26 protein-coding genes, 1 pseudogene and 1 other annotated feature are annotated in these 25,268 nt (G+C 34.1%); of the genes and pseudogenes, 23 read left to right on the top strand and 4 right to left on the bottom strand.

The genetic code is table 11. The annotated features are described in order from the left end of the window. The first annotated feature begins 246 nt into the window (after nt 1–246). From QQS35_RS18560 to QQS35_RS18535, 7 genes and pseudogenes are all read left to right on the top strand, one after another. Complete coding sequence (locus tag QQS35_RS18560) at nt 247–1,479, top strand: NADH:flavin oxidoreductase/NADH oxidase family protein (protein WP_285933712.1); 1,233 nt, start codon at nt 247–249, stop codon at nt 1,477–1,479. 200 nt (nt 1,480–1,679) lie between these two features. After that, nucleotides 1,680–1,961 (top strand): ArsR/SmtB family transcription factor, encoded by a 282-nt coding sequence (locus tag QQS35_RS18555; RefSeq protein ID WP_285933823.1) that lies wholly within the window; start codon nt 1,680–1,682, stop codon nt 1,959–1,961. Between the two features lie 88 nt (nt 1,962–2,049). After that, a pseudogene (locus QQS35_RS18550) lies at nt 2,050–2,432 on the top strand (VOC family protein). 497 nt (nt 2,433–2,929) lie between these two features. Then, nucleotides 2,930–3,541: a hypothetical protein gene (locus tag QQS35_RS18545; RefSeq protein ID WP_285933711.1), complete on the top strand. Its 612-nt coding sequence runs from the start codon at nt 2,930–2,932 to the stop codon at nt 3,539–3,541. 108 nt (nt 3,542–3,649) lie between these two features. Then, nucleotides 3,650–3,817: a hypothetical protein gene (locus QQS35_RS22830; RefSeq protein WP_331490843.1), complete on the top strand. Its 168-nt coding sequence runs from the start codon at nt 3,650–3,652 to the stop codon at nt 3,815–3,817. 213 nt (nt 3,818–4,030) lie between these two features. Continuing rightward, nucleotides 4,031–4,489 (top strand): hypothetical protein, encoded by a 459-nt coding sequence (locus tag QQS35_RS22825; RefSeq protein ID WP_331490842.1) that lies wholly within the window; start codon nt 4,031–4,033, stop codon nt 4,487–4,489. Between the two features lie 138 nt (nt 4,490–4,627). Next, nucleotides 4,628–4,828 (top strand): hypothetical protein, encoded by a 201-nt coding sequence (locus QQS35_RS18535; RefSeq protein WP_285933710.1) that lies wholly within the window; start codon nt 4,628–4,630, stop codon nt 4,826–4,828. Nucleotides 4,829–5,047: 219 nt separating this feature from the next. Here QQS35_RS18535 and QQS35_RS18530 read toward each other — a convergent pair whose 3' ends face one another. Continuing rightward, nucleotides 5,048–6,283, bottom strand: coding sequence for an IS110 family RNA-guided transposase (locus QQS35_RS18530; RefSeq protein WP_285933709.1), 1,236 nt, complete (start codon nt 6,281–6,283; stop codon nt 5,048–5,050). A gap of 362 nt (nt 6,284–6,645) precedes the next feature. On the opposite strand from QQS35_RS18530, the gene QQS35_RS18525 reads away from it, so the two are divergent. From QQS35_RS18525 to QQS35_RS18490, 9 genes are all read left to right on the top strand, one after another. Further along, nucleotides 6,646–6,999 carry a hypothetical protein gene (locus tag QQS35_RS18525; protein WP_285933708.1) on the top strand — a complete coding sequence of 118 codons (354 nt, stop codon included), beginning with the start codon at nt 6,646–6,648 and terminating at the stop codon, nt 6,997–6,999. Nucleotides 7,000–7,554: 555 nt separating this feature from the next. Further along, nucleotides 7,555–8,250, top strand: coding sequence for a DUF4386 domain-containing protein (locus tag QQS35_RS18520; RefSeq protein WP_285933707.1), 696 nt, complete (start codon nt 7,555–7,557; stop codon nt 8,248–8,250). Next, nucleotides 8,247–8,966, top strand: coding sequence for an NAD(P)-binding oxidoreductase (locus tag QQS35_RS18515; RefSeq protein ID WP_285933706.1), 720 nt, complete (start codon nt 8,247–8,249; stop codon nt 8,964–8,966). The genes QQS35_RS18520 and QQS35_RS18515 overlap by 4 nt, the downstream gene beginning before the upstream one ends. Nucleotides 8,967–9,146: 180 nt before the next feature. Beyond that, nucleotides 9,147–9,302 carry a putative holin-like toxin gene (locus tag QQS35_RS22820; RefSeq protein WP_331490840.1) on the top strand — a complete coding sequence of 52 codons (156 nt, stop codon included), beginning with the start codon at nt 9,147–9,149 and terminating at the stop codon, nt 9,300–9,302. A 579-nt stretch (nt 9,303–9,881) separates the two neighbouring features. Further along, nucleotides 9,882–10,775 (top strand): AraC family transcriptional regulator, encoded by an 894-nt coding sequence (locus tag QQS35_RS18510; protein WP_285933822.1) that lies wholly within the window; start codon nt 9,882–9,884, stop codon nt 10,773–10,775. 82 nt (nt 10,776–10,857) lie between these two features. Next, entirely contained in the window at nt 10,858–11,895 is a 1,038-nt protein-coding gene (locus QQS35_RS18505; protein WP_285933705.1) for a linear amide C-N hydrolase, read from the top strand. A gap of 383 nt (nt 11,896–12,278) precedes the next feature. Beyond that, nucleotides 12,279–12,532: a binding site (T-box leader), on the top strand. A 233-nt stretch (nt 12,533–12,765) separates the two neighbouring features. Then, nucleotides 12,766–15,855, top strand: coding sequence for an isoleucine--tRNA ligase (gene ileS / locus QQS35_RS18500; RefSeq protein ID WP_285933704.1), 3,090 nt, complete (start codon nt 12,766–12,768; stop codon nt 15,853–15,855). 109 nt (nt 15,856–15,964) lie between these two features. Beyond that, nucleotides 15,965–16,135: a hypothetical protein gene (locus QQS35_RS18495; protein WP_285933703.1), complete on the top strand. Its 171-nt coding sequence runs from the start codon at nt 15,965–15,967 to the stop codon at nt 16,133–16,135. A gap of 215 nt (nt 16,136–16,350) precedes the next feature. Then, nucleotides 16,351–16,446, top strand: coding sequence for a putative holin-like toxin (locus tag QQS35_RS18490; RefSeq protein ID WP_285933702.1), 96 nt, complete (start codon nt 16,351–16,353; stop codon nt 16,444–16,446). Nucleotides 16,447–16,660: 214 nt separating this feature from the next. Here QQS35_RS18490 and QQS35_RS18485 read toward each other — a convergent pair whose 3' ends face one another. Next, the gene (locus QQS35_RS18485) at nt 16,661–18,136 is read right to left on the bottom strand and encodes a YcdB/YcdC domain-containing protein (protein ID WP_285933701.1); all 1,476 of its coding nucleotides are present in this window, start codon (nt 18,134–18,136) and stop codon (nt 16,661–16,663) included. A 261-nt stretch (nt 18,137–18,397) separates the two neighbouring features. After that, complete coding sequence (locus QQS35_RS18480) at nt 18,398–18,850, bottom strand: GNAT family N-acetyltransferase (protein WP_285933700.1); 453 nt, start codon at nt 18,848–18,850, stop codon at nt 18,398–18,400. A 227-nt stretch (nt 18,851–19,077) separates the two neighbouring features. On the opposite strand from QQS35_RS18480, the gene QQS35_RS18475 reads away from it, so the two are divergent. The 5 genes from QQS35_RS18475 (at nt 19,078) to QQS35_RS18455 (ending at nt 22,672) form a co-directional block, all read left to right on the top strand. Next, a complete protein-coding gene (locus QQS35_RS18475) occupies nt 19,078–19,647 on the top strand; it encodes a GNAT family N-acetyltransferase (RefSeq protein ID WP_285933699.1) in 570 nt (189 codons plus the stop codon). Nucleotides 19,648–20,011: 364 nt separating this feature from the next. Next, nucleotides 20,012–20,737, top strand: coding sequence for an alpha/beta fold hydrolase (locus tag QQS35_RS18470; RefSeq protein ID WP_285933698.1), 726 nt, complete (start codon nt 20,012–20,014; stop codon nt 20,735–20,737). A gap of 381 nt (nt 20,738–21,118) precedes the next feature. After that, nucleotides 21,119–21,589: a DinB family protein gene (locus QQS35_RS18465; protein ID WP_285933697.1), complete on the top strand. Its 471-nt coding sequence runs from the start codon at nt 21,119–21,121 to the stop codon at nt 21,587–21,589. Between the two features lie 277 nt (nt 21,590–21,866). Next, complete coding sequence (locus tag QQS35_RS18460; RefSeq protein ID WP_285933696.1) at nt 21,867–22,217, top strand: hypothetical protein; 351 nt, start codon at nt 21,867–21,869, stop codon at nt 22,215–22,217. Nucleotides 22,218–22,315: 98 nt separating this feature from the next. Beyond that, nucleotides 22,316–22,672 (top strand): hypothetical protein, encoded by a 357-nt coding sequence (locus QQS35_RS18455; RefSeq protein ID WP_285933695.1) that lies wholly within the window; start codon nt 22,316–22,318, stop codon nt 22,670–22,672. Between the two features lie 172 nt (nt 22,673–22,844). Here QQS35_RS18455 and yiaA read toward each other — a convergent pair whose 3' ends face one another. Next, nucleotides 22,845–23,255, bottom strand: a complete 411-nt coding sequence (gene yiaA / locus QQS35_RS18450; protein WP_407933992.1) for an inner membrane protein YiaA — start codon at nt 23,253–23,255, stop codon at nt 22,845–22,847. Between the two features lie 697 nt (nt 23,256–23,952). On the opposite strand from yiaA, the gene QQS35_RS18445 reads away from it, so the two are divergent. Beyond that, entirely contained in the window at nt 23,953–24,417 is a 465-nt protein-coding gene (locus tag QQS35_RS18445; protein WP_285933693.1) for a hypothetical protein, read from the top strand. 265 nt (nt 24,418–24,682) lie between these two features. Further along, complete coding sequence (locus tag QQS35_RS18440) at nt 24,683–25,168, top strand: GyrI-like domain-containing protein (protein ID WP_285933692.1); 486 nt, start codon at nt 24,683–24,685, stop codon at nt 25,166–25,168. The last annotated feature ends 100 nt before the right edge of the window (nt 25,169–25,268 follow it).

Raw genomic sequence — 25,268 nt, 5'->3', positions numbered from 1 at the left:
GTAAAAAGAGTCAATATCTGAAATGTAAAAATATTTCATTATTAAGGCATTATAGATGCAATTGAATTATTGGGAGATTGAAACGAATGAGGGGGGATAAAGATTGGATCTTTAGTAAATAAACGGGGTGTTCCTTTTGTAGTACCTAGTACCTTTATTTTTGGTTGATCGTGTCTGTATATTGTCTATTGATATGGAAATCTGAGACAATGGATTTATGTCGCTATCATTGAAGGAGACTCAATCATGAATAAATCATTAATATCAGAGCCCTATTCATTAAAAAATAAGAGCGTTACTTTCAAAAATAGAATCGTAAAATCGGCAATGAGTGAAGGAATGGCTTCGGAAAAGTACTTACCAACAAACAATCTTGTTCGACTCTATCAAGCATGGGCAGAAGGTGGTGCAGGATTAATCATTTCAGGAAATGTGATGGTTGATACGAAGGCTTTGGGAGAGCCGAGAAACGTAGTATTAGAGAACGATGATCATATAGATTTATTTAAACAATGGGCAGAAGCAGGAATAAAGAATAACACCCATTTCTGGATGCAAATCAATCATCCTGGAAAACAAGTGCTAAAAGGTGTTGTCGATGAAGCGGTGGCCCCGTCAGCAATTCCATTTGAACCGGATCTGCAACGCTTTTTCCCTAAATGTCGTGCACTTTCTCCTGAAGAAATTGAGGAGATCATTCAACGCTTTGCTAATACGGCGAAGCTTGCAAAAACTGCTGGATTTACCGGAGTACAGATTCATGCTGCACATGGGTACTTAATTAGTCAATTTCTTTCTCCTAGACATAACCAAAGAGAAGACAAATGGGGAGGACCAATTGAAAACCGTTTTCGATTCTTATCAGAAATCTATCATGCAATCCGTGCAAGAGTTGGCGATGACTTCCCTATAGGAGTGAAGATAAATAGTTCGGACTTTATGAAAGCTGGTTTCTCTGAAGACGACTCTCACTTTGTGATCTCAGAGTTAGAGCGGCTGGGAATCGATCTAATTGAAATTTCTGGCGGTACTTATGAAAAGGCAGCATTGTTTGGGAAAAACGCTAAACCTTCAACAGTAAAACGGGAAGCCTATTTTTTAGACTATGCTGAAAAGCTAAAAGAGAAAACAGGCGTTCCTCTAGTATTAACAGGAGGTTTTCGAACTCCAACTGCAATGAATGAAGCATTAAAAACTGGTGCAACAGACTTCATCGGAATTGCACGACCAATGGCTCTTTACCCTGATTATCCCAATCAATTACTGAAAGAGAAAGTTGACGATCTTTCTGTAAAGCCAATTAAAACAGGATTATCCTTTATCGATAACAAAGGATTAATGGAAATAACCTGGTATAGCCAACAACTAGAGAGGATAGGTCGAGGTAAATCTACTAAACCTAGTTTCTCACCTCTACTATCGCTGATCATTACCCTTTTCAAGAATGGAAAGGAAGTATTTCAAAAGCGGAGAGTTTAGGGACAGGTTTGTAACCCCGTATTGTTTTAAGAATGCATAAGCGGTCAGGTACTACTCATGGACAAAATGTCCATGAGTAGTACCTGACCCTTTATCTACCATTTTTAGTTACAAAAAGAATGATTATTTTTTTGCTTGTTAAGCAACTTATAAGTTGCTTATGCTTGACATGTAACCTTTTGGTTGCATGTAATCAATACATGAATTATGACAAAGACGCTATTTTTAAAGCACTAAGTGACTCCACTCGACGGCTTATATTAGACGAGCTAACCGAACGCAATGAGTTAACGCTGTATGAACTTACAGCACGTCTCGTTATGAAGCACGACCTTACCATTTCACGGCAAGCGATAGCAAAGCATCTTACTGCATTGGAAGATGCTGAGCTCGTAAAATCGATAAGAAAGGGGAAATATAGAGTACTTGTTTTCAACAATGAACCACTTAGAAATTTGCTAGAAGGATGGATAGAAAAGTAATTTCTATAAAAACAGTTTTTGAGGGTTTCTGCTTCAAGGCTCTATTCATAGTAGAGCATCAATCAAATATTAAGGGAGTAAAAACACATTGAAGATTATTGTTACCAGTATTTTCGTAGAAGACCAAGACAAAGCATTAGAATTCTATTCAGAAACGTTAGGGTTTGTAAAAAAGCACGACGTTCCTACAGGGGAACATAGATGGATCACAGTTGTATCTCGAGATGAACAAGATGGAACGGAGCTTTTACTCGAACCGAATGAACACCCAGCCGCAAAAGATTATCAACAGAGGTTATTTGATGATGGCATTCCAGTAACAATGTTTGGGTTGCAGATATTCACAAAGAGTATAAACACTTAGTTGAAAAGGGCGTGCAGTTTACGATGGATCCTACAGAAATGGGCGGAATTACAATAGCTGTATTCAATGATACATGCGGCAACCTTATACAGCTAATACAGCAGTAGTTTCATTGCAAAGTAAAATGAATGGACAATTATGATGCCATTTATTGATAAACTTGTAAGTGAGAATTTATGTTGGATGGATGATAAATTAGAGTCTCATGGCAATTTAACATAATAAAAATAAAATTTATTTCACTTTTATTCGGAAAATTAGGTGGGATGCTTCGCAGTATAACGAAACTGTGCAGTAGGAAAGAAGGGCGATAACCATAAAATTGGACATTGCCTTCTTCAACTAACTGGATGTATTAGTGCAACAAGTGGATCGTCATATATTATTGGCGGTCCTTTTCTAGTTGAATAGTTTCAAGAATTATTGGAATTTTATGTTAAAATATAAGGTGAATCAATAATCTTAAAGTAAAGAATCAGTTTAGCATAAGAACCTACTATGAATTTAATCAATTATTGATGTGAGCCATTTTATTTGGAGGTGATTTCTGACATTTTTGATTCCCATTTGGTTAGACCCTTTTCTTCGGATATTGTGGTTGTTTATGCTAATAATCTTTTATATTTATATTGTTACAAAGGCATTTGAAATATTTAAGATAAACGCAAAGCAATGGTTAATAGGTATAGTAGTTTTCTTGGCGTTAATTGGCACTCAATTCATTCTCCAAAATCATTTTCGAGTACTATATCCTGTTGAAAATGATATCGTAATAAAAGGGAATGGTGAAATAGTGGAACATGCTAAAAATACACATTTAATTACTACCGATAAAGACTTATTTATATATGTTGGTGACGGTATTCCATTTCGTGATATCATGTCATATTCATTTGATACAAAAGATGGTCAAACACATGATGTAAAAATACTTATCACTTTTCCTCAAACAGATTTCGAAACAATTAGGAAGTCGTATCAAGTGTTCAGCGAGGTAGTAGAGTCTTATGATAATTCTCTTGTATATTACTTTTCGAGTTTCAGCTACTTCACTGAGGTGGTAGAGGAAAAGTTTAGAGATGAATTTAGTCGTCAAATCGGTAACGTAAAAAAAGATGAAATATCAAAAGTAATGATGGTAGATTTAATAAATAATTTTGAATCTAAAATATTGAATGAACATGAAAAGAAAATGTTTTCGATAGAGTTGAATTAGTATTTCTATGAACTTTGTTGTGGTAACGGGTGCTTATCTTCAATAAGGATTTGCGCCCTTGTTCAATTACAGGGCAGGTTAACTGGAACAAATCAAAGGAGAGATACATTGACACAAATTAAAAATATTGGGCGTTTTTGTCCAACGGATATTAAAGGATTTATAATAAATGATTCGAGTCTAAACAAAATTAAACCTGAATTTTATAAGGTGATTGAAAAAGCGGTAGAAAAATACAAAACCCACTTAGGAGAAGACCTACATAGTATATATTAGAGGGTCCATTCCTCGTGGATTAGGTATAGAGAGTGTTTCAGATTTAGATACAATAGCAATTACGAATAAAGAAACCAATGATATAGACTTGAAATGGGTAGACGAGGTTGAACAGAATTAAACAAAAAATACAACATTGTAAATGGAGTGGAACTTAGTTTCTACTACAAAGAAGATGTCCTAGAAACTAATAACTTTTCTATGATACCTTTTATGATTAAAACTCATAGTATTTGTGTATCTGGAGAAGATTTAAGCGTCCATTTGCCAAATTATAAAGCGGATAAAACACTTGGTAACGAACATCTAATGAACCTAAAGAATCAAATCCAACAAGCAAAAGAAGACCTTGATGGTAATGAAGATATTGAAGATATTTTGGATTGTTGTGGATGGATTATGAAAATCATACTTAGGGCAGGACTTGCACTTGTAATAGAGGAAGAAAACAAATATACAAGAGATTTATTCCCAGCATATAGTATATTCTCTGAACATTATCCAGAAAAAGAATCTGTAATGAAACAAGCCCTTAAATATGCTATTAACCCAGTAGAAAATCCAAATGAAATTATTGACTTTTTAGATGAAATAGGAAATTGGATGGTAAATGAGTCTGAAAAGTGGTTGCAATTTTATAATCCAAAAAAGGTTAGAAATATGGATTTATAGAAGATTATGGCTCGGGTTGTGAAATAACATACTTAAAGTAAAGAGTGCGTTTCTTCAAAAAAGATTAAGTAAAGTATTAAACGACTTATTATTAGAATGACTTATGAAAATTCAAAGGGTTAAGTGGAGGTGTTATAGATGAAAAAGATTTCCAACAAAACATTTAAATTATTAAATACAATATCGAATATAATTTTCTTTTTAAGTATAGTAGGACTTATTTTTTACAGTACGATGATGGCTGATTCGATAAAATGGGAAATGGCTTTACCTATTACCTTATTAGTTTTTAGTTATTTGTTTCTTTTAAAAGTACCTAACTTTAATAATCATAGTTAAAGTACGTTTACTAATATTCGAAAACAGTTACTATTTTGTCCTTAACATAGTTAGACCTAGAAATTAAAATTAGGGTATTAAAATAAATCAGCTAATAGTTGTCAATAAATTTCTCTAAAAAACTAAAATTAATTATGATATACTGAATTTGCATATGCCAAATGACCCTCCATTTTTCATTAATTGGAAGGTTTTGGATAAATTGGATAAGTTGTTTATTTAAGCAATATCTTGGAAGGTAGTATTGCTCTTTAATAATGCGTAAATCCAATGTAATAACTTGTTTGCACATGCAATTACGGCTACTTTATAAGGCTTTCCTTCTTCTCGTTTTTTATCATAAAATGCTCGTAATTTCTTATTACGTGGAATGATGTCATCAGTTGTTTTCTGTTTTCGAGAATCACGGATTGCAGAGCGAACCGCCATAAATAAAGCATGTCTCAGGCGGCTAGATCCCCTTTTGGTAATTCGGTTTACAGTTCCTTTGAATCGTCCAGATTCAAAGATACTTGGATCTATACCGGCAAAAGCTACTAGTTTTTTAGGATTATCAAAAAGATCTATCTCCCCAATTTCAGAAATAATCGTTGCCGCGATTTTTTCACCAATCCCAGGGATGGATCTGATAATCTTATATTCTTCAATTTCTTTTGCCAAAGCATCTATTTGATTCTTCAGTTTAGATAGGTGTTTCTGGTACTCTAAAAGCATTTTGATATACATTTCTATACTCAAGATGTGACTTTGATAAAGTGTTTCTTGAAATGGATTACGGTGTGCTGCAGTTATTAGTTTATCAGCTTTTGATTCAGCCCATTTCAGTGACCGTCTTGGACAAAATTCATGAACCTTTTTGCCTAAAGTCTCTTTATCTATTTCTAAAACATCTTTGGATGTTGGATATTCTAAAAGAGTAAGTAAAGAAACACTAGAATATAAGTCCCCAAAAACCCCATGATATTCAGGAAATACCTGATCCAACACCGAATGAAATTGTAATTTAGTTTGAACATATATACTTGTGATATTGTCATGTTGTCTTGTAAGATTACGCAAATTTAAGAGGTGTATACCGCGTTTCTTTTGCGGCTCCAACTCTTCTTTATAGTACAGCTCGCAGAGATGTTTTGCGTCAATAACATCCGTTTTAACCTTCCGTAAACTTGAACTCTTTGCCCTATAAGAAATCAATGGATTAACTAATATATATACATATTGATGTTCCTCTAAAAATTGAATAATGGGAGTATGGTAGTGTCCAGTTGACTCCAACACGACTGTAGGTTTCCCCTCAGCTAGGGACTTAATTTCCTGTAAGAATTCGAGAAATTCATTCAATTCTTCAACATTATGACGGATACTAAAGCTTTTGCGATATGGCTTTCCCTTATCTAAAAAGGCTTGAACTTGACTTTCCCCTTTAGCAACATCCAGACCAATGACTGGATTCATACATTTCTCCTCCTTAAATTACATGTAATGTCGGTATCCCCTAAGGCTTCTTGTAATGTCGTAGGTTCGCTTGTTAAACGGGATCATTGTCCCAACCAGCCTGAAACACGTTTATACAAGTAGGGGGTGAACAGTTTAGCTAACGGGATCTATGTCCCACGGGTGCTCCGTTCTACCCCGACTAACGTAATCATAAGACCATATGAAAAAAGGTCAACCAGAAAAATCTGGCTAACCTTATATTACGAACGGGTGCTTATCTTTAGAACCGGTTCACTATTTAGGCAGCTTTATATAATAAAGTAAGAACTTATAATAACCTAAAGTTGGATAGTAATGTTAGTAGTTTAGAGGTGAAAACAATGCAGATATATTTTCAATCAATGAAGAAAAATGTATTTTTAATTTTAATTACATTTGTGCTATTGATTCTTACATTCGGATTTTGGTATGGATTGCCGTTATACGGATTATCTGAGTATTTTTTTGAAACCGATATACCAAGATTTATATCGTTTATTTCTATTTGTTTGGGCGTTGGTTTTTGCTTTTCTTTATTTTTCATCCCATTTCATCTATCTTTTGCGAAAGAATACGCAACTAGTAAACAAAAAAATATGTTAAAAGTCCTTTTCATTACAAAAAGTATTTTAATTATGCTCGTTGCGATGCTTTTTGCAATTTTTTATTTAATTGTATCCTCTACAGCAATCTAAAAGAGAGTAGGTCATAATATGTGAAGTGTTTCACTTATGCTAACGGGAGCTAATGTTGAACAAGAAAAAAGGAAAAACAAGATCTAGTTGCTACGCAGTACAAATATACTGTGCAATAGAAGAATAATCTTCAACAATTAGGCGAGTTCGTTGAAAGCTAAACTTGTTAAAATAAGTCCACAGTACAAAATAAAAAGGATAGGTGAATAATGCAAAATAAACGGCGCTCATTCAACTCATGGTGGGTGCCACTTTTCTGTACATATAAATAAAATAAAGGATTAATGTGCAGGCGTGCAGATGGACTAAAGTTCCTTTGCCCGTTTATAGCCTATTTCAACATAATCATTTATTTTCGTTTATATAATATAATTGGACATTAATTTATGGGAAGAAGTGAATACAAGCTTGTATTAAAATATAATGCCCGACGGAAAAAGATGTCTCTCCATTAATTGTTTGGTTGTTAAATCGTAATTTTGTACTATCCATTCCAGAAAGTACTAATGATTATACAGTAAGGCTCTCAGTTATCTAAAAAAGGAGTGAATAAACATGGAATCAAGTAGAAGAACTGCTACTGTTCTAGGGCTATTGTTGATATTTAGTTTTGTCTCTGGATTGCTAAGTTCTGTTCCAGCGTTAGAAAAATCAGATTACCTTGTGAACTTGTCAGAGTTAGAAGCGCATGTTTTGATTGCAACTTTTTTTCAAGCAGCAATGGCAGTGATATATGTAAGTATAGCAGTGATATTATATCCATTCATTAAAAAATACAGCAAAAGTCTAGCGATGGGGTACTTCGGTTTAAGGGTTATCGCTTCAGGGTTTCTATTTGCTGCTATAGCACCTCTTCTTCTTTTATTATGGGTGAGTCAGAGCTATGTTATCGGCGAAGCTGGCGCATCGTATTTTGAATTAATCGCTGAATTGCTTAGACAAGGCAGAGATATTCTCAATCATATAGCCATGATATTGCCATGGAGTATTGGCGGCTTAATCCTCTATTTTTGCCTATATAAAATTAAACTTGTACCTAGATGGTTATGCTTATGGGGTATTATTGGATATACACTGACTCTTGTGGCTACGTTACTATTGATGTTGAATGTCATAACATTAATGAATCCAATCTACTTTATCTTAAATGCTCCAATTGCTTTATGCGAAATGATTTTAGCGATATATCTGATAGTAAGGGGTTTCAATCCTATTGAAATAAATTCCAGAGAAAATGGAGATAGAATATGAGAATATTAGTTTTAGGGGCGAGCGGAGCTACCGGTAAACAAGTCGTCAGACAGTTAATAAAAAGACAAATCAATACTCGGATTCTTATCAGAAAAAGTGCAGTTCTTTCCAAAGACATAACAGACAATGCATTAGTGGAAATCGTGAAAGGGAATATCAACGAACTAAATGAGTCTGAAATGAATAATCTTTTACATGGATGTCATGTGATTATCTCCTGTCTAGGTCACAATCCTACGCTGAAGGGTATGTTTGGTAAACCTTATTATTTGGTATTTAATACAATAAAAAGAATCAGTGAGACAGTCAAAAAGAGGGAAGACAAAGGGATAAAACTCATCCTTATGAGTACAACAGGTTATACGAATAATTTAGCGGGAGAGAAAAATTCTATTGGAGAAAAAATCATCCATTTTTTGCTAAAGCTTATGCTGCCTCCTCATCGTGATAATATCAAGGCAGCAAATTATTTGATTAGCAATATTGGTATAGAGAATGAATTTGTGGGTTGGGTTGCTGTGCGACCGGATACATTAGTCAACCATGATGAAGTAAGTTCATATCAAGTATGTGAATCTCCGGTAAGAAGCCCAATATTTAATGCTGGTAAAACTAGCAGAATTAATGTAAGTAATTTTATGGCTGAATTAGCGACAGATAATCAAGTATGGGAGAATTGGAAAGGTAAAACTCCAGTTGTTTATAATGATAAATAAAGAAACATGGGACAAAGGGACGGGTCTAACCTTGTTTCTCCCATACCCTTACGCGAATGTTTGTTCGTATTTAAATGAATCTATGTTATAATCTAGCAAGATAATGTTCTTTACGGAGAGGTCGGCTAAGCCCATTGAAAAGGTGATGATGCCTATGAGTATTATGAGAGTTTTGTTTCCATGTTTAGCTTTGGAACTTTCTTGATTGCATTGCTTGCTTTGGTCGTTTCTTTGATCAATAAAAAATTTACCCACAAGTCTTTAGGTGAGGTCTATCCACAAAAACGGATAGCCGATTCCTCTGGGGAACCGCTTAATAACAGGTACAGTTCGTAGCTGTGACCTGTTTTTGTTATGTATAGTATACCATATTCATTTCACGCAAAAAATAGCTCCTTATTCATAACATCGTAGATTGATAAATCAGAGCTACATTATGAAGGAGCTATCCTTAGTAAGTATTGTGGTTTTAAACCTGTCCAAATTTTAAAAGTGATTATAGGTAAAAACATATCAAGAATTTATTCATTCATTTTTTTCACACACCACTGTTTATCTGATCTGGTATGAAGGTTAAGTTTTTTAGTGAAATTTTCTGCGCTATAGAGAGTAGAAAAGGTTTTATAATAATTACTGTTTGAGTCTTTTAGAGTTTCATTTCTCCCTTTTGTTTCCCTTGAAATGATGAACATTAGGGTCAGCTCCTTAATTTAAATAATAGGAAGAATATTATACTTACTATTATTATATCCGACCGATAGAAACTTTTGGATTACATTTTGTTTAAGACCTCATTACACAAACGACTAATACTATCTGTTGATGACAAAAAATGCGAAGGCGTGAAAATACGATTTATAGTTTATTCAAGATAATTATAGGAATGAGCCTACTAGTGTTGCGGTTTTGAAGGAGGTGTATACAGTTAATTATATAGATGGTATCCAAAGGTTTGTAGATAATTTTGAGAAGCATATAGAAGAAGATATTGATATTGATGAAGCAATTGCAGAGATACACATTTCTAAGTTCCATTTTTATCGCCTATTTAAAGAAGTTGTTGGGTTGTCAGTCTATGATTATATAAAGAAACGAAGGCTAACGAGGGCAGCTGAACACATAAAACAATCACAAGATGATATGTTAACAATTGCAATAAAATATGGTTTCTCATCTCAAGAAGTTTTCACGAGAAATTTCAAAAAAATGTTTGGAATAACTCCAGGTAGACTGCGAAAAGAACCACACTTTAAAATCTCCAATCCATTGAAACCAATCAATGCCAATTCAATTTTTCTAGAGGTAAAAGCTTTGAACGGGAAAGTTCGCATCGAAGAAAGAATCGAAACACTATCAATAAAATTAATTGGAATTTCTCGTTATTCCCATGATGAAAATGTTTCGACTATTACTCCTTTTATTAATAGCTTTTTACAGCAAGTTGATCGAATAGCTAACAGAAGAAATGATGTTTTGTATCGTGTTTGCTATGATGTGGATCAAACAAACGAAATTCACACGTACCAAGAACTTGTAGCAGTAGAGGTAGCAGATTTCACGGTAGTGCCAGAGGGGATGATAACAAAAGAAATTGACAGTGCTAAGGTCGTAACTTTCACACATAAAGGTCGTCTTTTTCAAGATGAAGAGGGAAGAGTTTTAAATACCTATCATTTCATATGTTATCATCGCATCCCAGTATTAGATGGAAAGCTAACGAATGAGCTTGTTATAGAACGATATGGAACTGAATTTTTAGGACCAAATGATGATAATTCAAAAATGGATATTTCCTTTTCAATCACATAGGCGACTAAAATAGCAACGATAGTCAAAATAGTGCTATCATTCTATGCTATCTTTGTTTTAAGAAGACATAGGAGGTTGCGAAATGTGTACAACATTTACAAAAAATATAAATGAACATTTCTTACTGGGGCAAAACTATGATTTTTATTATGGGCATGGATTAATTGTTGTAAGTCCTCGAGGGCTAAATAAATTTTCGTTATCCGAAGAAGAACAGAAAAGGGTGGAATGGGTATCTAAATATGGTAATGTAACGTTTACTCAATTTGGTCGTGAATTACCGATGAGTGGTATGAATGAAAATGGGTTGGCAATTGCGATGATGTTTCATGAAGATGGAGAATTACCAGTAATAGATAATCGACCGAGTTTAAATGAATTGCAATGGATTCAATATCAACTTGATAATTTCGGAAGCGTTGAAGAAGTTCTTAAGCATCTAGAGGATGTTCGGATTGAAAAGTCAATTTATGCATTGCATTATACGGTTTGTGATATTACCGGGGAAACCGTGTTAATTGAATTTATTAATGGCAAGGCAAAAGTTATTGACAAGGCCACACATTACATGATCACGAATACTAGTTATGAACTGTCACTTGAATATGCAAAGCAGTTCGAGAGCAAGTCTATTCAACAATTATCAAGAAAAACAACTTCTCTCGACCGATTTACATTGGCATATCGTTTGATTGAGCAAGTTAGTCAACAACCTAGCTCTAATGCAATCGACCAAGCTTTTTTGATACTAAAGGAAGTATCTATTAAGCCATCGCTGCAAAGTATGTGGAATTGGATTGGAAAGAAAATTCCACCCACATTTACTTATTGGAGTATTGTTTTTGATGTAAATAACTTTATTATTTATTTTAAGGATCATAAAAATAAAAACATTCGACAACTCTCGTTACAACAATTTGATTTTGACAAATTAGATCATGCTCTATCGCTTCCAATTGATAATCAGTTAAGCGGAGATATAACTGGAATTTTCACACCATACTCAACTAAAGACAATGAGCGAATCATTTATACTAGCTATAAACCGATTAGTCATCTGATCTCTAAGGCTGACCAAGAAGAGCTTATAACATATCCAGATCAATTTTATCGTGTTTAATAAATGGTAGCTGAATGGTTTTACTTAATAAAAAGCTAAACATTTTGTAACGGCTTCCGTTTCCTATCACAATCATTAAAAATGTAATGTAAAATGACTATCAATTTGTATACTAATTTGATGGTCATTTTTTGTTGGTGTAATAGTGTTATTGGTTCAATAATCATTAAAATTGTAGTGTAATTTGAACCCCAATTTGTTAGATAACAATAGCCAGTGTATGTCTACATTTTGTACTTAAACCCAGTGGCAAAGAATCTATATTTATCAATACTTTCTTCGTTAAATATCGGATTTTGAGGTTAGACCATAAGTTTTTTTCAAAAGCTCTTGACATTTTTAACGTCAATAGTATAACCTTATTTTTAACAAAAGTTGTAAATATTAATTTGATGACGAGATCGAGTAGGTATGTAATCTGTTCTCCAGAGAGTTGACGGTTGGTGAAAGTCAATGATCAGACCATAGTGAAAATCCTCTCCGAAAAGCAAAGCTGAAGATTTTTTAAGCTTTGACGGGTTTCCACCGTTAAAAGGAACACGTATGATTGTACGTTGTATGAGTGCTATGAATGAAACCAGTGAATGGTTTATTCATAGAATCAGGGTGGTATCGCGGGTTAAAACTCGTCCCTAACATTAGTTAGGGGCGGGTTTTTTTGTTGTCTACCAGGAAATTATAAAACATGCTAGGTGTGGATAACATGCAGGATCAGCCACGTCTAGCTTCGGCGCCTACCCCCTCGAGGTCTTAAGACAATCCTCTATGTGGCAAAGAACGCCACGCCGAGGCTTGTCTTAAGCTTGTCGGTGGTGAGCAAGGCGCCTACGCTTTTGTTCTTTACAAAAAAATAAATAAAGGTGTGATGAGATGCGAAAGGTTAGTGTAAATGAAAAACCGGTAGAACGGGAAAAGCGAATTCAAGATTTTTGGGATGCAAATCATATTTTCCGGAAATCAATTGCAAATCGTGAGGGGAAAAAATCGTTCGTATTTTACGAAGGGCCACCAACTGCTAATGGGCTTCCACATGCTGGGCATGTTTTAGGTCGTGTAATCAAAGATTTTGTTGCTAGATATCAAACGATGCGTGGCTATCAAGTGATCCGAAAAGCAGGATGGGATACCCATGGTCTTCCTGTAGAATTAGGTGTTGAAAAGAAAATCGGGATTTCTGGTAAACAAGAAATTGAGGAATACGGTGTTGAAAAATTTATTGATGAATGTAAAAAAAGCGTATTCGATTATGAGAAGCAGTGGCGTACATTTACCGAGGCAATCGGCTATTGGGTCGACATGGATGATCCTTATGTGACGCTCAATAATGACTATATTGAAAGCGTTTGGCACATTCTTTCCAAAATTCATCAAGAAGGATTGCTTTATCGTGGTCACCGAGTCACTCCTTATTGCCCTAGCTGTCAAACCTCTCTCAGTTCTCATGAGGTAGCTCAGGGATATAAGGATGTAAAGGATTTATCTGTTACAGCAAAATTCAAGGTTGATGGGAAAGATCGTGAATATTTCTTAGGGTGGACGACAACACCGTGGACGCTTCCATCAAATGTTGCGCTTGCTGTCCATGAGGATTTAGATTATGTGAAAGTCCAGCAAAATGATGAGATTTATATCGTTGCTAAAAACCTCGTGAAAGATATTTTGGGAGATAATTGTACGGTTTTAAGTGAGCATAAAGGGCATGAATTTGTCGGGCTTACGTATCAGGCCCCTTTTAACTATCTCACGCTTGAACGTGGCCATGAAGTCATTTCTGCAAACTTCGTAACCGATGATAGTGGAACTGGTATTGTTCATCTAGCCCCAGCACACGGGGAAGACGATTACAATGTGATTAAGGAAAGTGGTCTGGATTTTGTTAACATTGTTGATGAAAAAGGGTGTTATACGGATGTATTCGAGCCACTAGCGGGCGAATTCACAAAAAATAGTGACGTTAAAATCATAAAGTTATTAGCAGATCTAGGCCTACTATTTTCAAAAGAGAAATTTGAACATAGCTATCCTCATTGCTGGCGTTGTGATTCACCACTTATCTATTATGCGATGGAAGGGTGGTTTATCAAAACAACGGAAATGAAGGAGACTATTTTAAAAAATAATCAAACAGTACAATGGCATCCGGATCATATGAAGGATGGTCGGTTTGGTAAATTTCTTGAAAATATGGTCGACTGGAATCTAGGAAGGAATCGGTACTGGGGGACACCACTTAATGTGTGGGTTTGCGACGAATGTAATCATCAGTATGTTCCTGGTAGTATTCAAGATTTAAAGGAACATACAAAAAGTGGAATGGAGGATGGTCTTGAGCTCCATAAGCCCTATGTCGATAACGTAATAGTGACATGTCCAACTTGCGCTAATGACATGAAGAGAACGAAAGAAGTTATTGATGTTTGGTTTGATAGCGGGTCTATGCCGTTTGCACAGTACCATTATCCATTTGAAAATAAAGAGCTGTTTGATAAGCAATTCCCAGCAGATGTGATTGCGGAAGGGGTAGATCAGACGAGAGGTTGGTTCTATAGCTTGCTAACAGTTTCATCTCTTTTCACAGGGAAAGCACCTTATAAACGGGTCTTATCACTAGGGCACATCCTAGATGAAAACGGACGGAAAATGTCTAAGAGTAAAGGGAATGTCATTGACCCAATGGATTTAGTTGAAAACTATGGTGCTGACGCCCTGCGTTGGGCGTTACTTGCAGATAGTGCACCTTGGAATAATAAACGCTTTTCAGAAAACATTGTCAGTCAGGCAAAATCAAAGCTAGTCGATACGCTGAACAATGTGCATTCCTTTTATACGCTTTACGGGGAGATAGATGGTTTTGATCCTGCTAACCATCACCAAGGAAAACCATCCCTTCTAGATATGTGGGTGTTATCTCGATTAAATACGGTAACACAAAACGTTATGGGACATCTAGATAATTACGATTTTACTGCAGGAGCAAGAGAATTAGCCATATTAGTTGAACAAGTTAGTAATTGGTATATCCGCAGGTCACGCGAACGGTTCTGGAGCGAAGGATTAAATGATGATAAATTAGCGGCTTACCATACATTATATAAGGTATTAGTAAGAGTAAGCCGTTTACTTGCTCCCTTTACACCCTTTATCGCAGAAGATATTTATATGAATTTAACGAGTGAGAGTGTACACCTTTCCGATTTCCCTAAAGCAAATAGGGAAGAGATTAATCCAGTGTTAGAAATGGAAATGGATAGCGTGTTACAAGTCGTAGAGCTAGCTCGTTCCGCTCGAAATATGACAAGTATTAAAACAAAGCAACCTCTATCTTTGCTCACAGTAGTGGGTTCGAAAAATGATACGGAATTGCTTCAGAAATACGCTTATATCATTAAAGAAGAAATCAATGTCAAGCGTGTGCAGTTACAAGATAGTGCGGGAGATTCTGTACAATATGAACTAAAGTTGAACTTTCCAACTGCAGGTCCAAAACTCGGTAAGCTGGTGGGGGTTGTGCAAAAATCATTGCAATCTGTAACACCTGAGGATGCAAAAAAGGTTGTTGAACAAGGTTATTTTGAAACGGATTCTCCGACTGGTGAAAAGGTTCAAGTAGAACTTGATGATTTAATCGTTAATCAAAAAACGTATCAAGGGATGGAAATGGCGTCAAATTCAACTTTTAGTGTATTTTTAAATACAACGATAACAGACGATTTACGAAAAGAAGGGAAAGTACGAGAACTTATCCGTGCCGTTCAACAATATAGAAAAGAATTGAACCTCCCAGTCGAACAACGCGTGAACCTTGTCTTTGATGTTGATGTATCAATGAAAGAAGTAATCGAAAAGTATAAAGTACTACTACAAAGTACGCTTCTTATAAAAAGTTTGGAGTATAACAAAAAAGAAGGTATGAAGTTCATAGAAATTGACGGAGATAAAATTGGTATTCATGTAGAATAGTAACTCAGTTTGGGGACACAATGGGACACAGGACAGGTCTCTTGTCCATAGTATTAAGGGGGTAATATCAGAAACCCTCCCCTTAATACTCTTTAGGAAGGGTTGTCTTATGAAAATGTCCTTGATCTACGTTTTGTTAGATATGATATTATACGCGGTAGTTATTACAATGATGTTTGTTGGATTTCTGGGTGTTGCTTTATCGAACGAGAACGTTTCGTTGCTTCCGAATTTAGGAAGCGGAGAACCGTACCTTGCTTCTTTCGATGGAAGTGTATAGAGAAAAGATACTCCTAATTAAAGCAACTAGAATATGAACAAAAGTACTACTTTCATCCACCATAAAGGAATTAGAATTCACCAGCATACTACCTCGATCTTTTCATATACTATGGGAATGTTTGTTCTCGTTTTAATGAATCTATGTTATAATCTAGTAAGATAATGTTCTTTATGGAGAGGTCGGCTAACCCCACAGAAAAGGGGGTGATGCCTATGAGTATGTATGAGAGTTTTGTTTCCATGTTTAGCTTTGGAACTTTCTTGATTGCATTACTTGCTTTGGTCGTTTCTTTGATCAATAAAAAATAGACCTCCCTATTTACCCACAAGTCTTTAGGTGAGGTCTATCGCAAAAACGGATAGCCGATCCCTCTGGGGGAACCGCTTATCTATAGACCACAGTTACTTCTGTGGTCTATTTAGTTTATACTTCTATGGTTTAATTATAACATATTTTATAATTATAAAAAGCTTAAAGTCTGTTAAGCTAGAAAAGGAAAGAAGCAGAGTCTGTTGCTTTTGCTTATAAAAATGTCGCGTCACCTACATCCACATACATGGCTTCTCCTGTGATGGCTTCAATGGCACGAACGTGGCCAACTGTTTCAGGAAATTCTGGAACGTAGCTTAGTTTATAAATCATTTTTTCACTTTCGTCTTCGTACTCTTGGATAAACTTAAGTTCCATTTGAAGATACTTCTTATAGATCTCTTTTGCTTCATCAGAAGATATTACTGGGCTTGTTGGTAGTTGCATATATAGTTCATCTTCAGGTATATCCAATTCAACATTCGTAATTTTTCCTGTGAATTTACCAACTTCTATGAAAGATGCATGCTGGTCCATTCTTATGCCTTTATGGTGTAAATGGAAGTAGAAGGTATACGTTGGTTCATATTCTATATAATCATCAAACATGTCTTCATCGCCTAAATCCAACGAAACATCAAAATCTTCTTCTTCCATGAAGTCATCATCTTCACCTTCATCTAGGTAAGAATAAAATTCTTCTTCAAAATCTTCTAGCTGAAACCTTTCATTCGTGTCAGGAAACAGTTTAAACATAAGATTTAAAGCATGTTTTTGAGCATTATCTTTACTTAGTTCATCGTTTGATTCATCATATTCTTCGCCGTTTTTAACCTGCAGGAGTAAACCCGTTTTTTCGTCAAAACAGAGCTTTATGACATGTTCTTCTGGATCATCCATATCAAATGAAAATGAATCAACATTGGTTTGCTTTGACCAAATTTCAGTACGCTTTCCTTGGTCTTTTTTCTCATCCAACTTTTTATATGAGGAAGTGATGCCCAGAATTTCATATATAGTTTTGTCTGGAACATCCTGTGACGGTATGGCAGGTCCAAAAGGGTGTTCTTCCCTAATGCTAAATGGTTCAGATCCGTCAATCGGTATATCTGTCGCATCGTCAATCACATTATAGGCTAAGTGATAGTGATTATCTCCATTTTTATATACTTCATGATCAAATTGTTGAATGATAAGTTCAAAGTCTAGTTGACTTATGTATTGCTTCAATGCTTCTTCTTTTGTAACAACAACATCCGCGTATTCGACTTCATACTCTCCTTCCACATAATGAAAGTGTGTAATTTGGCCGTTTGTAGCAATCGAAACAGTAAATCCTATTCCATGTAAATACAAACCGAGTTTTTCATCTCTTTTTTCATAAACAACCATATAAGGGTTATCTAAATCTAAAATTGCCGAAAGTTCATATTCTTTTTTATTTGGATGGAAGATGTTGATGAATTTTTCAGCAATAGACGCAATTTCTTCTTTTGTGACCGATCCTGCTTGTGTTTCATCAAAAATAGTGAAGCTTATCAATTCACCATCTGCATTTACAACATAGGTACCAATCTCTTCATCTGTATGTAGATCGACTATTTCAAAACTATCATCTTCAAATTCTGAAGCTCTATCGTAAGCTGCTACAGGCAAGAAAGGCTTAAGTTGATCAATCATTTTTTTCATTATTTCCCTCCAGATATATTTCTTTTAAGTAAAATAATTATAGCCTAAACAATTTTCTTTGTATGTACTATTCTCTATTAAAAAAGTGTTAAGTTATTTAGGGATAATTCAGTGAAAGTGAACCTTGCAATTCTTCATTTTACAAACAAGATGAAGCAGGGGACTGTTCCTTGCTTCCGAATTTAGGAAGCGGAGAACCGTCCCCTGCTTCAACAAAGACGTGCTATAAGATACACGTCTTTGTTTTTAGTGAGTGAAAAGTCACTTATCCAATTGCCATTTCAACATATTATTTTCTGGTTTTATTCTATTCATATGCAACTTTTCTAACACTCTAATGGAGGAAATATTATCATCCTGACATTCAGCAACTATTTTATTTACGTTTCTAAATGAAAACGCCAATTGTATAATTTCTCTAACTGATTCAGTTGCATAGCCTTTGTTTTGTGATGAATGTACAATCCCATATCCTACTTCAACGATGTTTTCTGCATTTGGCTTTCCTTTAAACCCAATATCACCAATAATACGATTGTTTTCTTTCTCTATAACCAACCATACACCCCAACCTAAAAGAGAGGAATCTTCTTGTAGTTCCTCTAAATACATATTTATATGAGGACCAATCTCATATTCTTCTGATTTTGAATTATTTGATAATGCCTCTTCTGTGCAGGAAATGATTTTAAGTCTTTTCGTTTGTATCTCCAATATATTTCTCCTTTTTGGCTTTCATATTTTTATTTTATAATGAAATCTTGCATTGTAGTTAAAGAAATTTTATAAAATAGTAGAATGGCTTAAAAAATGTAACTAATAATGGTAGGCTATTTATATTACATATAGAAAGGTGTGATGTCTTATGGCATATAAATTAAATCAGGATAACAAAGCTGGTTTTGTCTTTTGGAAAAAAACTATACAGAGGAGATGTCACATTGCCATTGAAAGAAGAATCATTTGAGGTTGTTTCAGAAACAGAAAGGTTAGAAATAAGACCTTTAAAGAAATCCGACTATGAGAATTGGCTAAGCGAATTTGAAAGCCGTTATTCATCTCAACATCGACACGATCAAGGGAAAATAGATATGAGTGATTGTACACAAGAATGGTTTCATAATCTAGTAGATAAACATCAAGATCTAGCAATTACAGATATTGCTCACGTGTTTGGCGTATTTAGAAAAGAAGACGGTACTCATCTAGGTATGGTTGATTTTTCAACCTTAGCAAGAGATGACTTCCAATGGGGAAGGATAGGATACTTCATCCATAATCAATATTGGAGAAAAGGATACGGTAAAGAAGCCGTTAAAGAAGCACTTCATATTGCTTTTAATCATTTGAAATTCCATCGAATAGAAGCCCATATCAATGTAGATAATTCTGCTTCATTCAATCTAGCAGAGAGTGTAGGGATGACATATGAGTGTACAAGAAAAGGATTTATTTTTGAATTCGGAGGATGGACAGATAATTTAATTTATTATAAAAATTCTATCGAGTAAATCTTTTCAACAGGTAAGGCGATTGTTCATTAAGAACAGTCGCTTTTTCACTAAAATAGCAATATTGTACAAATGGTATGCTTAACAGGAAGAAACAGTTTTATCTTGATATAATGACATACATACTTTCCGGTTAAAAATCTCTCTTTCATATAGTGAATAGAGTAGAAAGTATTTATGCAAGCATCACATTAGTATGTATTAAAGTAGAATATATAGTGTATATGGCATTATTTTTATGCATAGCGAGGTGGAAAATCTTAATCAACAAACGTGGCAGGTTAGTCAAATGAGGAGAAATGGAGATGAGTAAAGAAAATAGGCTAGATATTGAATTAATTTACTTAAGAAACAGGAGGACAATATGATATTAAATATACAGAGTATCGGAAACGGAGAGGAAACAATTGTTTTCTTACACACTTTATTACAATCAGGAATCAATGATTTCGATGAACAGGCAAACTATTTCAAGGAAAAGTATACGGTTATTTCTCCAGATTTAAGAGGACAAGGGAAATCAATATCTAATCAATTCGATAACTACATAGAAGAGTGTGCAAGTGATTTATATGAAACTCTAATAAAAATTGATAAAAAAAATGTTCACCTAGTAGGATGTTCCTTAGGTGGATTAGCTTCAATAGTTTTTTCCAAGAGGTACCCTGAAATGGTAAAAACTTTAACGATATCTGGAGTGAGACAAGCAAAACCTTTAAATTGGGAAAAAATTTCTGAAGAAGAAAAAACGAATGCCGAAAATATCTTAAATGACCCCCAAAACGTATCATATTTTGATAGTCTGCATCCTCATAATCATTGGAAAGAGTTGCTCGAATCATCCTTTGACCCAGAATGGTATCCTTTTGAATATACAGAAAATCTGAAGGGAATAGACTCAACAATACTTGTGTTGGTTGGAGAAGAAGCTATGGATGAAGTGAAAAGTGCCATTGCTTATAAAGAAGCACATGAAAATGTTAAAATTGCAATTCTTCCTTTCGCTGGACATATGGTTCATCATCAACAACCAAGCTTATATATTAGTGTACTGGATTCCTTTATTAATAGTCTTAGCAAATCTAATTGATAGTGAAATTCATGATTAAAGAAAATAACTCCTTCTTTTCAGGAGGTAGTCACTTGTTGTACTAACAGCCAGGTTATTGCAAAAACAAAAAAGTTATAAAACCCAAAATAAACATTTTGATGAATAAAATAATGTATATTTCTGGCTCTTTATTATTCACTTTTTCCGTATAAGAACTATGAATAACAGATATTTTGATTCGAGGCTAAACCAGAGCAAAAGAATCCTCATTTGGCGATCCTTTTCTTCTGGTATTATAAAAGATTTATTGGAATTTTATGTTAACATTAAATGGGAACAAGTTTATTTAAAGTAAAGGACGTTGAAGAAGACCTAAGTGAATTTCTCTATATAATTCAATGTGGATAAAGGATGAAGAATGTGAATACAAATGAACTTATATTGGAACAATTTAGAGCCTGTCATAGTAAAAATACATGGTTTGTATCTTTGAAAACTGCATTAGGAGGACTTAGTTCTAAACAAGCTTCTAACAAATGTGAAAATTCTACAAACTCAATACGTGAGATTGTTGAACATCTTAATTTTTATAACCAACTTGAATTAACTCGATTTAAAAGTTTACCCGATAATGTTAGTGTTTTAGACAATAATGATACATTTAATCACTCACAAGAAACTAGTTGGGATGTTCTTGTGGAAGAACTTTTAAATACCATGGGAGAGTGGGAAAATGAGATTGGGAGTTGTGATGAAAAATATATAGAAAAATTTATTGAAAGTCTTACTTATATCAATTTACACAATGCTTATCATATAGGACAAATTATATATATTCGCAAAAGTCTCGGTCTATGGGATAAAAGTCAAGGGATTAACTATACCTTTTGATTGCTTACAACTCTTATTTTATCGTTGGCGTCTCTTCAATAATGTGTAAGCGCTTCACTTTTCTTGATTAAAAGGAAACGAAGAACTGTCCCTTTTTTCAGATTGAAGTAAAGTGCAGGCTCTTTTAATAAGTCAAATGAATAAACTTAGTACTTAAAAAACAGGGCATATCTTGAATAAGAAGAATAGTCTTTTATTTTTTTAAATTCTGCATAATTAAAACAGAGAGGAGAGGGTTCAAATTAAAAAAATTACTTGGATTTTTACAATTATTTTATTGACAGTAATACTTTCAGGGTGCTCAGCAAATGAAGTCATTAGGGTAGGAACTCCTTTCGAAGATGACGATACAGAGGGAGTTAAATTTAATGATGAAATTACAGATGATGAGGCAATAACATCATTAAGGACTATCATAGATAATTCAAACCAAATTGATAAACCAAATAATAAACATGAGCCAGATGCATTTTTCCAACTTAATAGACCTGATGATAGTGTTATAGAAATTCGAAGATATATATGGTTTCAGGATGATGGCAGTGCAGTTTTATTTGATGGAGGATCAAATTACTCTACCTTGACTAAGCAACAAACTCTGGAGTTGAAAAATATATTAAACCTTTAATTGTTTCTTATTCAAGTAAAGCAAAAGTCGAACAAGAAGTTGTCGAAGTGATACCTCCTTTTGAAGAAAATAGCAGATAAAAAGAAATTGGGGTGAATATGAAGAAAATCATAATATCTTTTGTTTTAGTGGTTGCCATAATTGTGTCTGTGTTATTTTATTTTGGGTTAAGCACCAAGTCCTTTGAAGGTAAAGTATCTGAAATTGATGATGGTCAACTTATAGTTGATTGCCCAGTTCCGAAGTTAAGTAGTAATGTTGATGATATAGGATATGCTTGCAAGGTACATACACCGAAAAACACCGTTATCAATAATAATAGCGGAGAAAATTTATCTTTAGCTGACATAGAATTAGGTAGTTCTGTATTCGTAGTTTTGTCAAAAAGATACTTTTTTAGTAAAGATAAAAGCAGCAGAGAAGTAACAGCTGAAGAAATTATTGTATTGTACTAACGCACTCCCATCTTTTAACAACTTCTGATTATATTCTAAAAGAACTGTCACCTTACTTTTTCGCGTTCGCATTTCTAATAGCAGTTAAGCTTACAAACAGAAGAAAGCTTAGAGTTTATTGTTGCTCTCTAACTCTAAGCTTTTTATAAATAATAAAACTAACCAGCCATAATTATGCTCTTTCCCTTGCTTTTTGTGTATCTCTAATGTTTTTCTGAACAGTGATTGCAGCAAATATACTAAGTACAAAAGCCATCGCATAGAAGCCTTTTTCGCTTAGTGAAATACTACCAGCGTTATATAGACCAATACCTATTAAGGAAATAGCAATAACTAAAGCAAACCAACTAACTCCATAATAAATTCCAGTAACTGGAACGCCTTCTTCTTTATCTCTTACGGCTTTTTGCAATGAAATTGAAGCATACAACCCAAACATTAGAACTGCAAAATAATACCCTTTTTCATTTAATTGCATGGTTGCATTAAACAAACCGATTAGATAAGCTGCAACACCGACTAACAAAGCAGCCCAAGATGCTCCTTTAAAAGCAGCGGTTGGCTCACCTTCCACTTTCGTTATCTCCGGTTTTGGACTGTCAAACTCCTCTTTTTCAAATACAAACTCATTATTTTCAGACACTGTGTTTCCCCCTTTAAATTAAAATAGAATAAGACCATGTAGACCAATTTATGAAACTTTTAGAAAAAATTGTCATTACGAATTTAATATTATCATAATCTTCCAAAATTAACATAAAAAAATGGATAATTCTTATGAATTTGCAAAAAGAATATCTGATTAGATCGATGCTTTTCAAGGGCAATAAGAGTAAACGAAAAGTATGGTGATTAAAATTGATGTGAATATGACTGAAAGCACAAAATAACGGAAAACATAAAAAGTTCGTGTGGAAAGATTAATTAAGCAATTAATAAGCTGAATTTTTTATGATTTTGCCAAGCTCGCCATCGCTCTCCAAAATGGAATACTTGATAGTTTTTTGCAAAGTCGGAAACTAAGACATACATTTAGTAAATACTTTTTAAGAGGACAACTATAAAGTTGTGGTCTTCTTTCTGTTTGTGCCAGATTGTGGAGCTCTTATATTGCGCAGTAGACCTATAACTGTGTAACAAATAGTCTTCATTTTTTAAATGACTTGAGAAAAATTGTATTTTAGGTTGTTAGGAAATGTCCTTTGATCGCTTAAATTTGGATTTTTTTATTGTATCTGGGCACTTTAAAAAATAAAGATCAAAGCGAGGAGTTTTTATTTATGGCATCATTACGGCACGTATTATTTAATCTTATTATAATTATCATTCCGTGGTTATCGTTAGTATTTATGGGAAAACGAAATATAAAACGATATTCTTTAGCGAGTGTTATTATAGGGGTTTTTGAAATTATAAATCATATTTATGGACATAAACAGAAGTGGTGGAAGTTTTATGATAAGCCAAAATCATTTATAAGAGATGAACTTCCGTTTGATATCGGTCCTTACATACCCCTTTCTATGTGGATACTAAAATTTTCGTTCGGAAACTTTAAAAAGTTTGTGTTTCTTAACGCTATTGCTAACGGAACTTTTGCGTTTCTCTTCATGCCTTTTATTAAAAAGATTAAAATCGTTCGTTTAAATCGGCTAAACTATTTTCAATTCTTTATCTATATACACTATAAAGCCTATATATTGTATGTAGTACAGTATTTGTTCGAAAAGAGAAGGTATCAATAACTAAAGAATGAGGGTATCTTAAAAAATTATTATTCACTCGAATCTAAATATTTTATATTATATTCTTCAGTTGAATTGTTGCTGACCATGAAGTAATAACATTTAAAGGTGTCTAACTCCAACAACTACAAAGGCTTAGCTATTATATAGGTCATCATTCCTGTTTATCCAATATATTGAATTTTTTAAAAATTATAGAAGGTTTTTAATAAGGGTTATGGAATATAATTATAGAATTTTATTCATTCGGGGAGGAGTTCGTATAGTGGAAGCTACAGTTGTGAAAAGAGATGCCTTTACAATCGTTGGTTATCAAATTCAGGCGAATTTAAAGGAAATTGCAGAACAGCAGTTAGGAAAAAGAGCATTAGATAGTTTAAAAGAAGATGGCAACCTTATACATAATAAGGTTACTGACCATCTTTACCTAGTACAAATCTATCCATTAAAAAGAGGATTTGATCCAAATGTGGACAAGTTCACACAAGTAATCGGTTATCAAGTGTCAGACGTAGATGAAATTCCAAAGGGTATGCACACCCATCATGTTCCAGATAGCAGTTATGTGACTGCTACACATAAAGGTTTAGAATCGGAACTTGATCGTACCTATGATTTTTTGTGTGGGAAGTGGTTAAAAGAAAACCCTTACGATCACGCAGGGTATGATTTTGAAATATGGGATGACCGTTACAAACCAGATCAAGCAGATAATGAAATCGATGTGTTTGTTGCGATCCGTGAAAAATGATTGCTTAACCTATGCGTATTAAGTTTTTTATGTATATCTTTTAAAAAAAAATGGCAGTTACATGTAAAGGTATCTTTACATGTAACTGCCATTTTAGTAT

The organism is Aquibacillus rhizosphaerae (genome assembly GCF_030282825.1).
Taxonomy (GTDB): Bacteria; Bacillota; Bacilli; order Bacillales; family Amphibacillaceae; genus Aquibacillus_C; species Aquibacillus_C rhizosphaerae.
This window is presented reverse-complemented; position numbering and strand designations above follow the sequence as displayed.

Bases quoted from the DNA above. Each gene is read 5' to 3' on its own strand.
- QQS35_RS18455 (WP_285933695.1), top strand. From the start codon at position 22,316: ATGAAGAAAATCATAATATCTTTTGTTTTAGTGGTTGCCATAATTGTG.
- QQS35_RS18490 (WP_285933702.1), top strand. From the start codon at position 16,351: ATGAGTATGTATGAGAGTTTTGTTTCCATGTTTAGCTTTGGAACTTTC.
- QQS35_RS18495 (WP_285933703.1), top strand. From the start codon at position 15,965: ATGAAAATGTCCTTGATCTACGTTTTGTTAGATATGATATTATACGCG.
- QQS35_RS18545 (WP_285933711.1), top strand. From the start codon at position 2,930: ATGCTAATAATCTTTTATATTTATATTGTTACAAAGGCATTTGAAATA.
- QQS35_RS22820 (WP_331490840.1), top strand. From the start codon at position 9,147: ATGTTTAGCTTTGGAACTTTCTTGATTGCATTGCTTGCTTTGGTCGTT.
- ileS (WP_285933704.1), top strand. From the start codon at position 12,766: ATGCGAAAGGTTAGTGTAAATGAAAAACCGGTAGAACGGGAAAAGCGA.
- QQS35_RS22825 (WP_331490842.1), top strand. From the start codon at position 4,031: ATGATTAAAACTCATAGTATTTGTGTATCTGGAGAAGATTTAAGCGTC.
- QQS35_RS18520 (WP_285933707.1), top strand. From the start codon at position 7,555: ATGGAATCAAGTAGAAGAACTGCTACTGTTCTAGGGCTATTGTTGATA.
- QQS35_RS18515 (WP_285933706.1), top strand. From the start codon at position 8,247: ATGAGAATATTAGTTTTAGGGGCGAGCGGAGCTACCGGTAAACAAGTC.
- QQS35_RS18535 (WP_285933710.1), top strand. From the start codon at position 4,628: ATGAAAAAGATTTCCAACAAAACATTTAAATTATTAAATACAATATCG.
- QQS35_RS18555 (WP_285933823.1), top strand. From the start codon at position 1,680: ATGAATTATGACAAAGACGCTATTTTTAAAGCACTAAGTGACTCCACT.
- QQS35_RS18445 (WP_285933693.1), top strand. From the start codon at position 23,953: ATGGCATCATTACGGCACGTATTATTTAATCTTATTATAATTATCATT.
- QQS35_RS18505 (WP_285933705.1), top strand. From the start codon at position 10,858: ATGTGTACAACATTTACAAAAAATATAAATGAACATTTCTTACTGGGG.
- QQS35_RS18525 (WP_285933708.1), top strand. From the start codon at position 6,646: ATGCAGATATATTTTCAATCAATGAAGAAAAATGTATTTTTAATTTTA.
- QQS35_RS18470 (WP_285933698.1), top strand. From the start codon at position 20,012: ATGATATTAAATATACAGAGTATCGGAAACGGAGAGGAAACAATTGTT.
- QQS35_RS18560 (WP_285933712.1), top strand. From the start codon at position 247: ATGAATAAATCATTAATATCAGAGCCCTATTCATTAAAAAATAAGAGC.
- QQS35_RS18485 (WP_285933701.1), bottom strand. From the start codon at position 18,136: ATGAAAAAAATGATTGATCAACTTAAGCCTTTCTTGCCTGTAGCAGCT.
- QQS35_RS18530 (WP_285933709.1), bottom strand. From the start codon at position 6,283: ATGAATCCAGTCATTGGTCTGGATGTTGCTAAAGGGGAAAGTCAAGTT.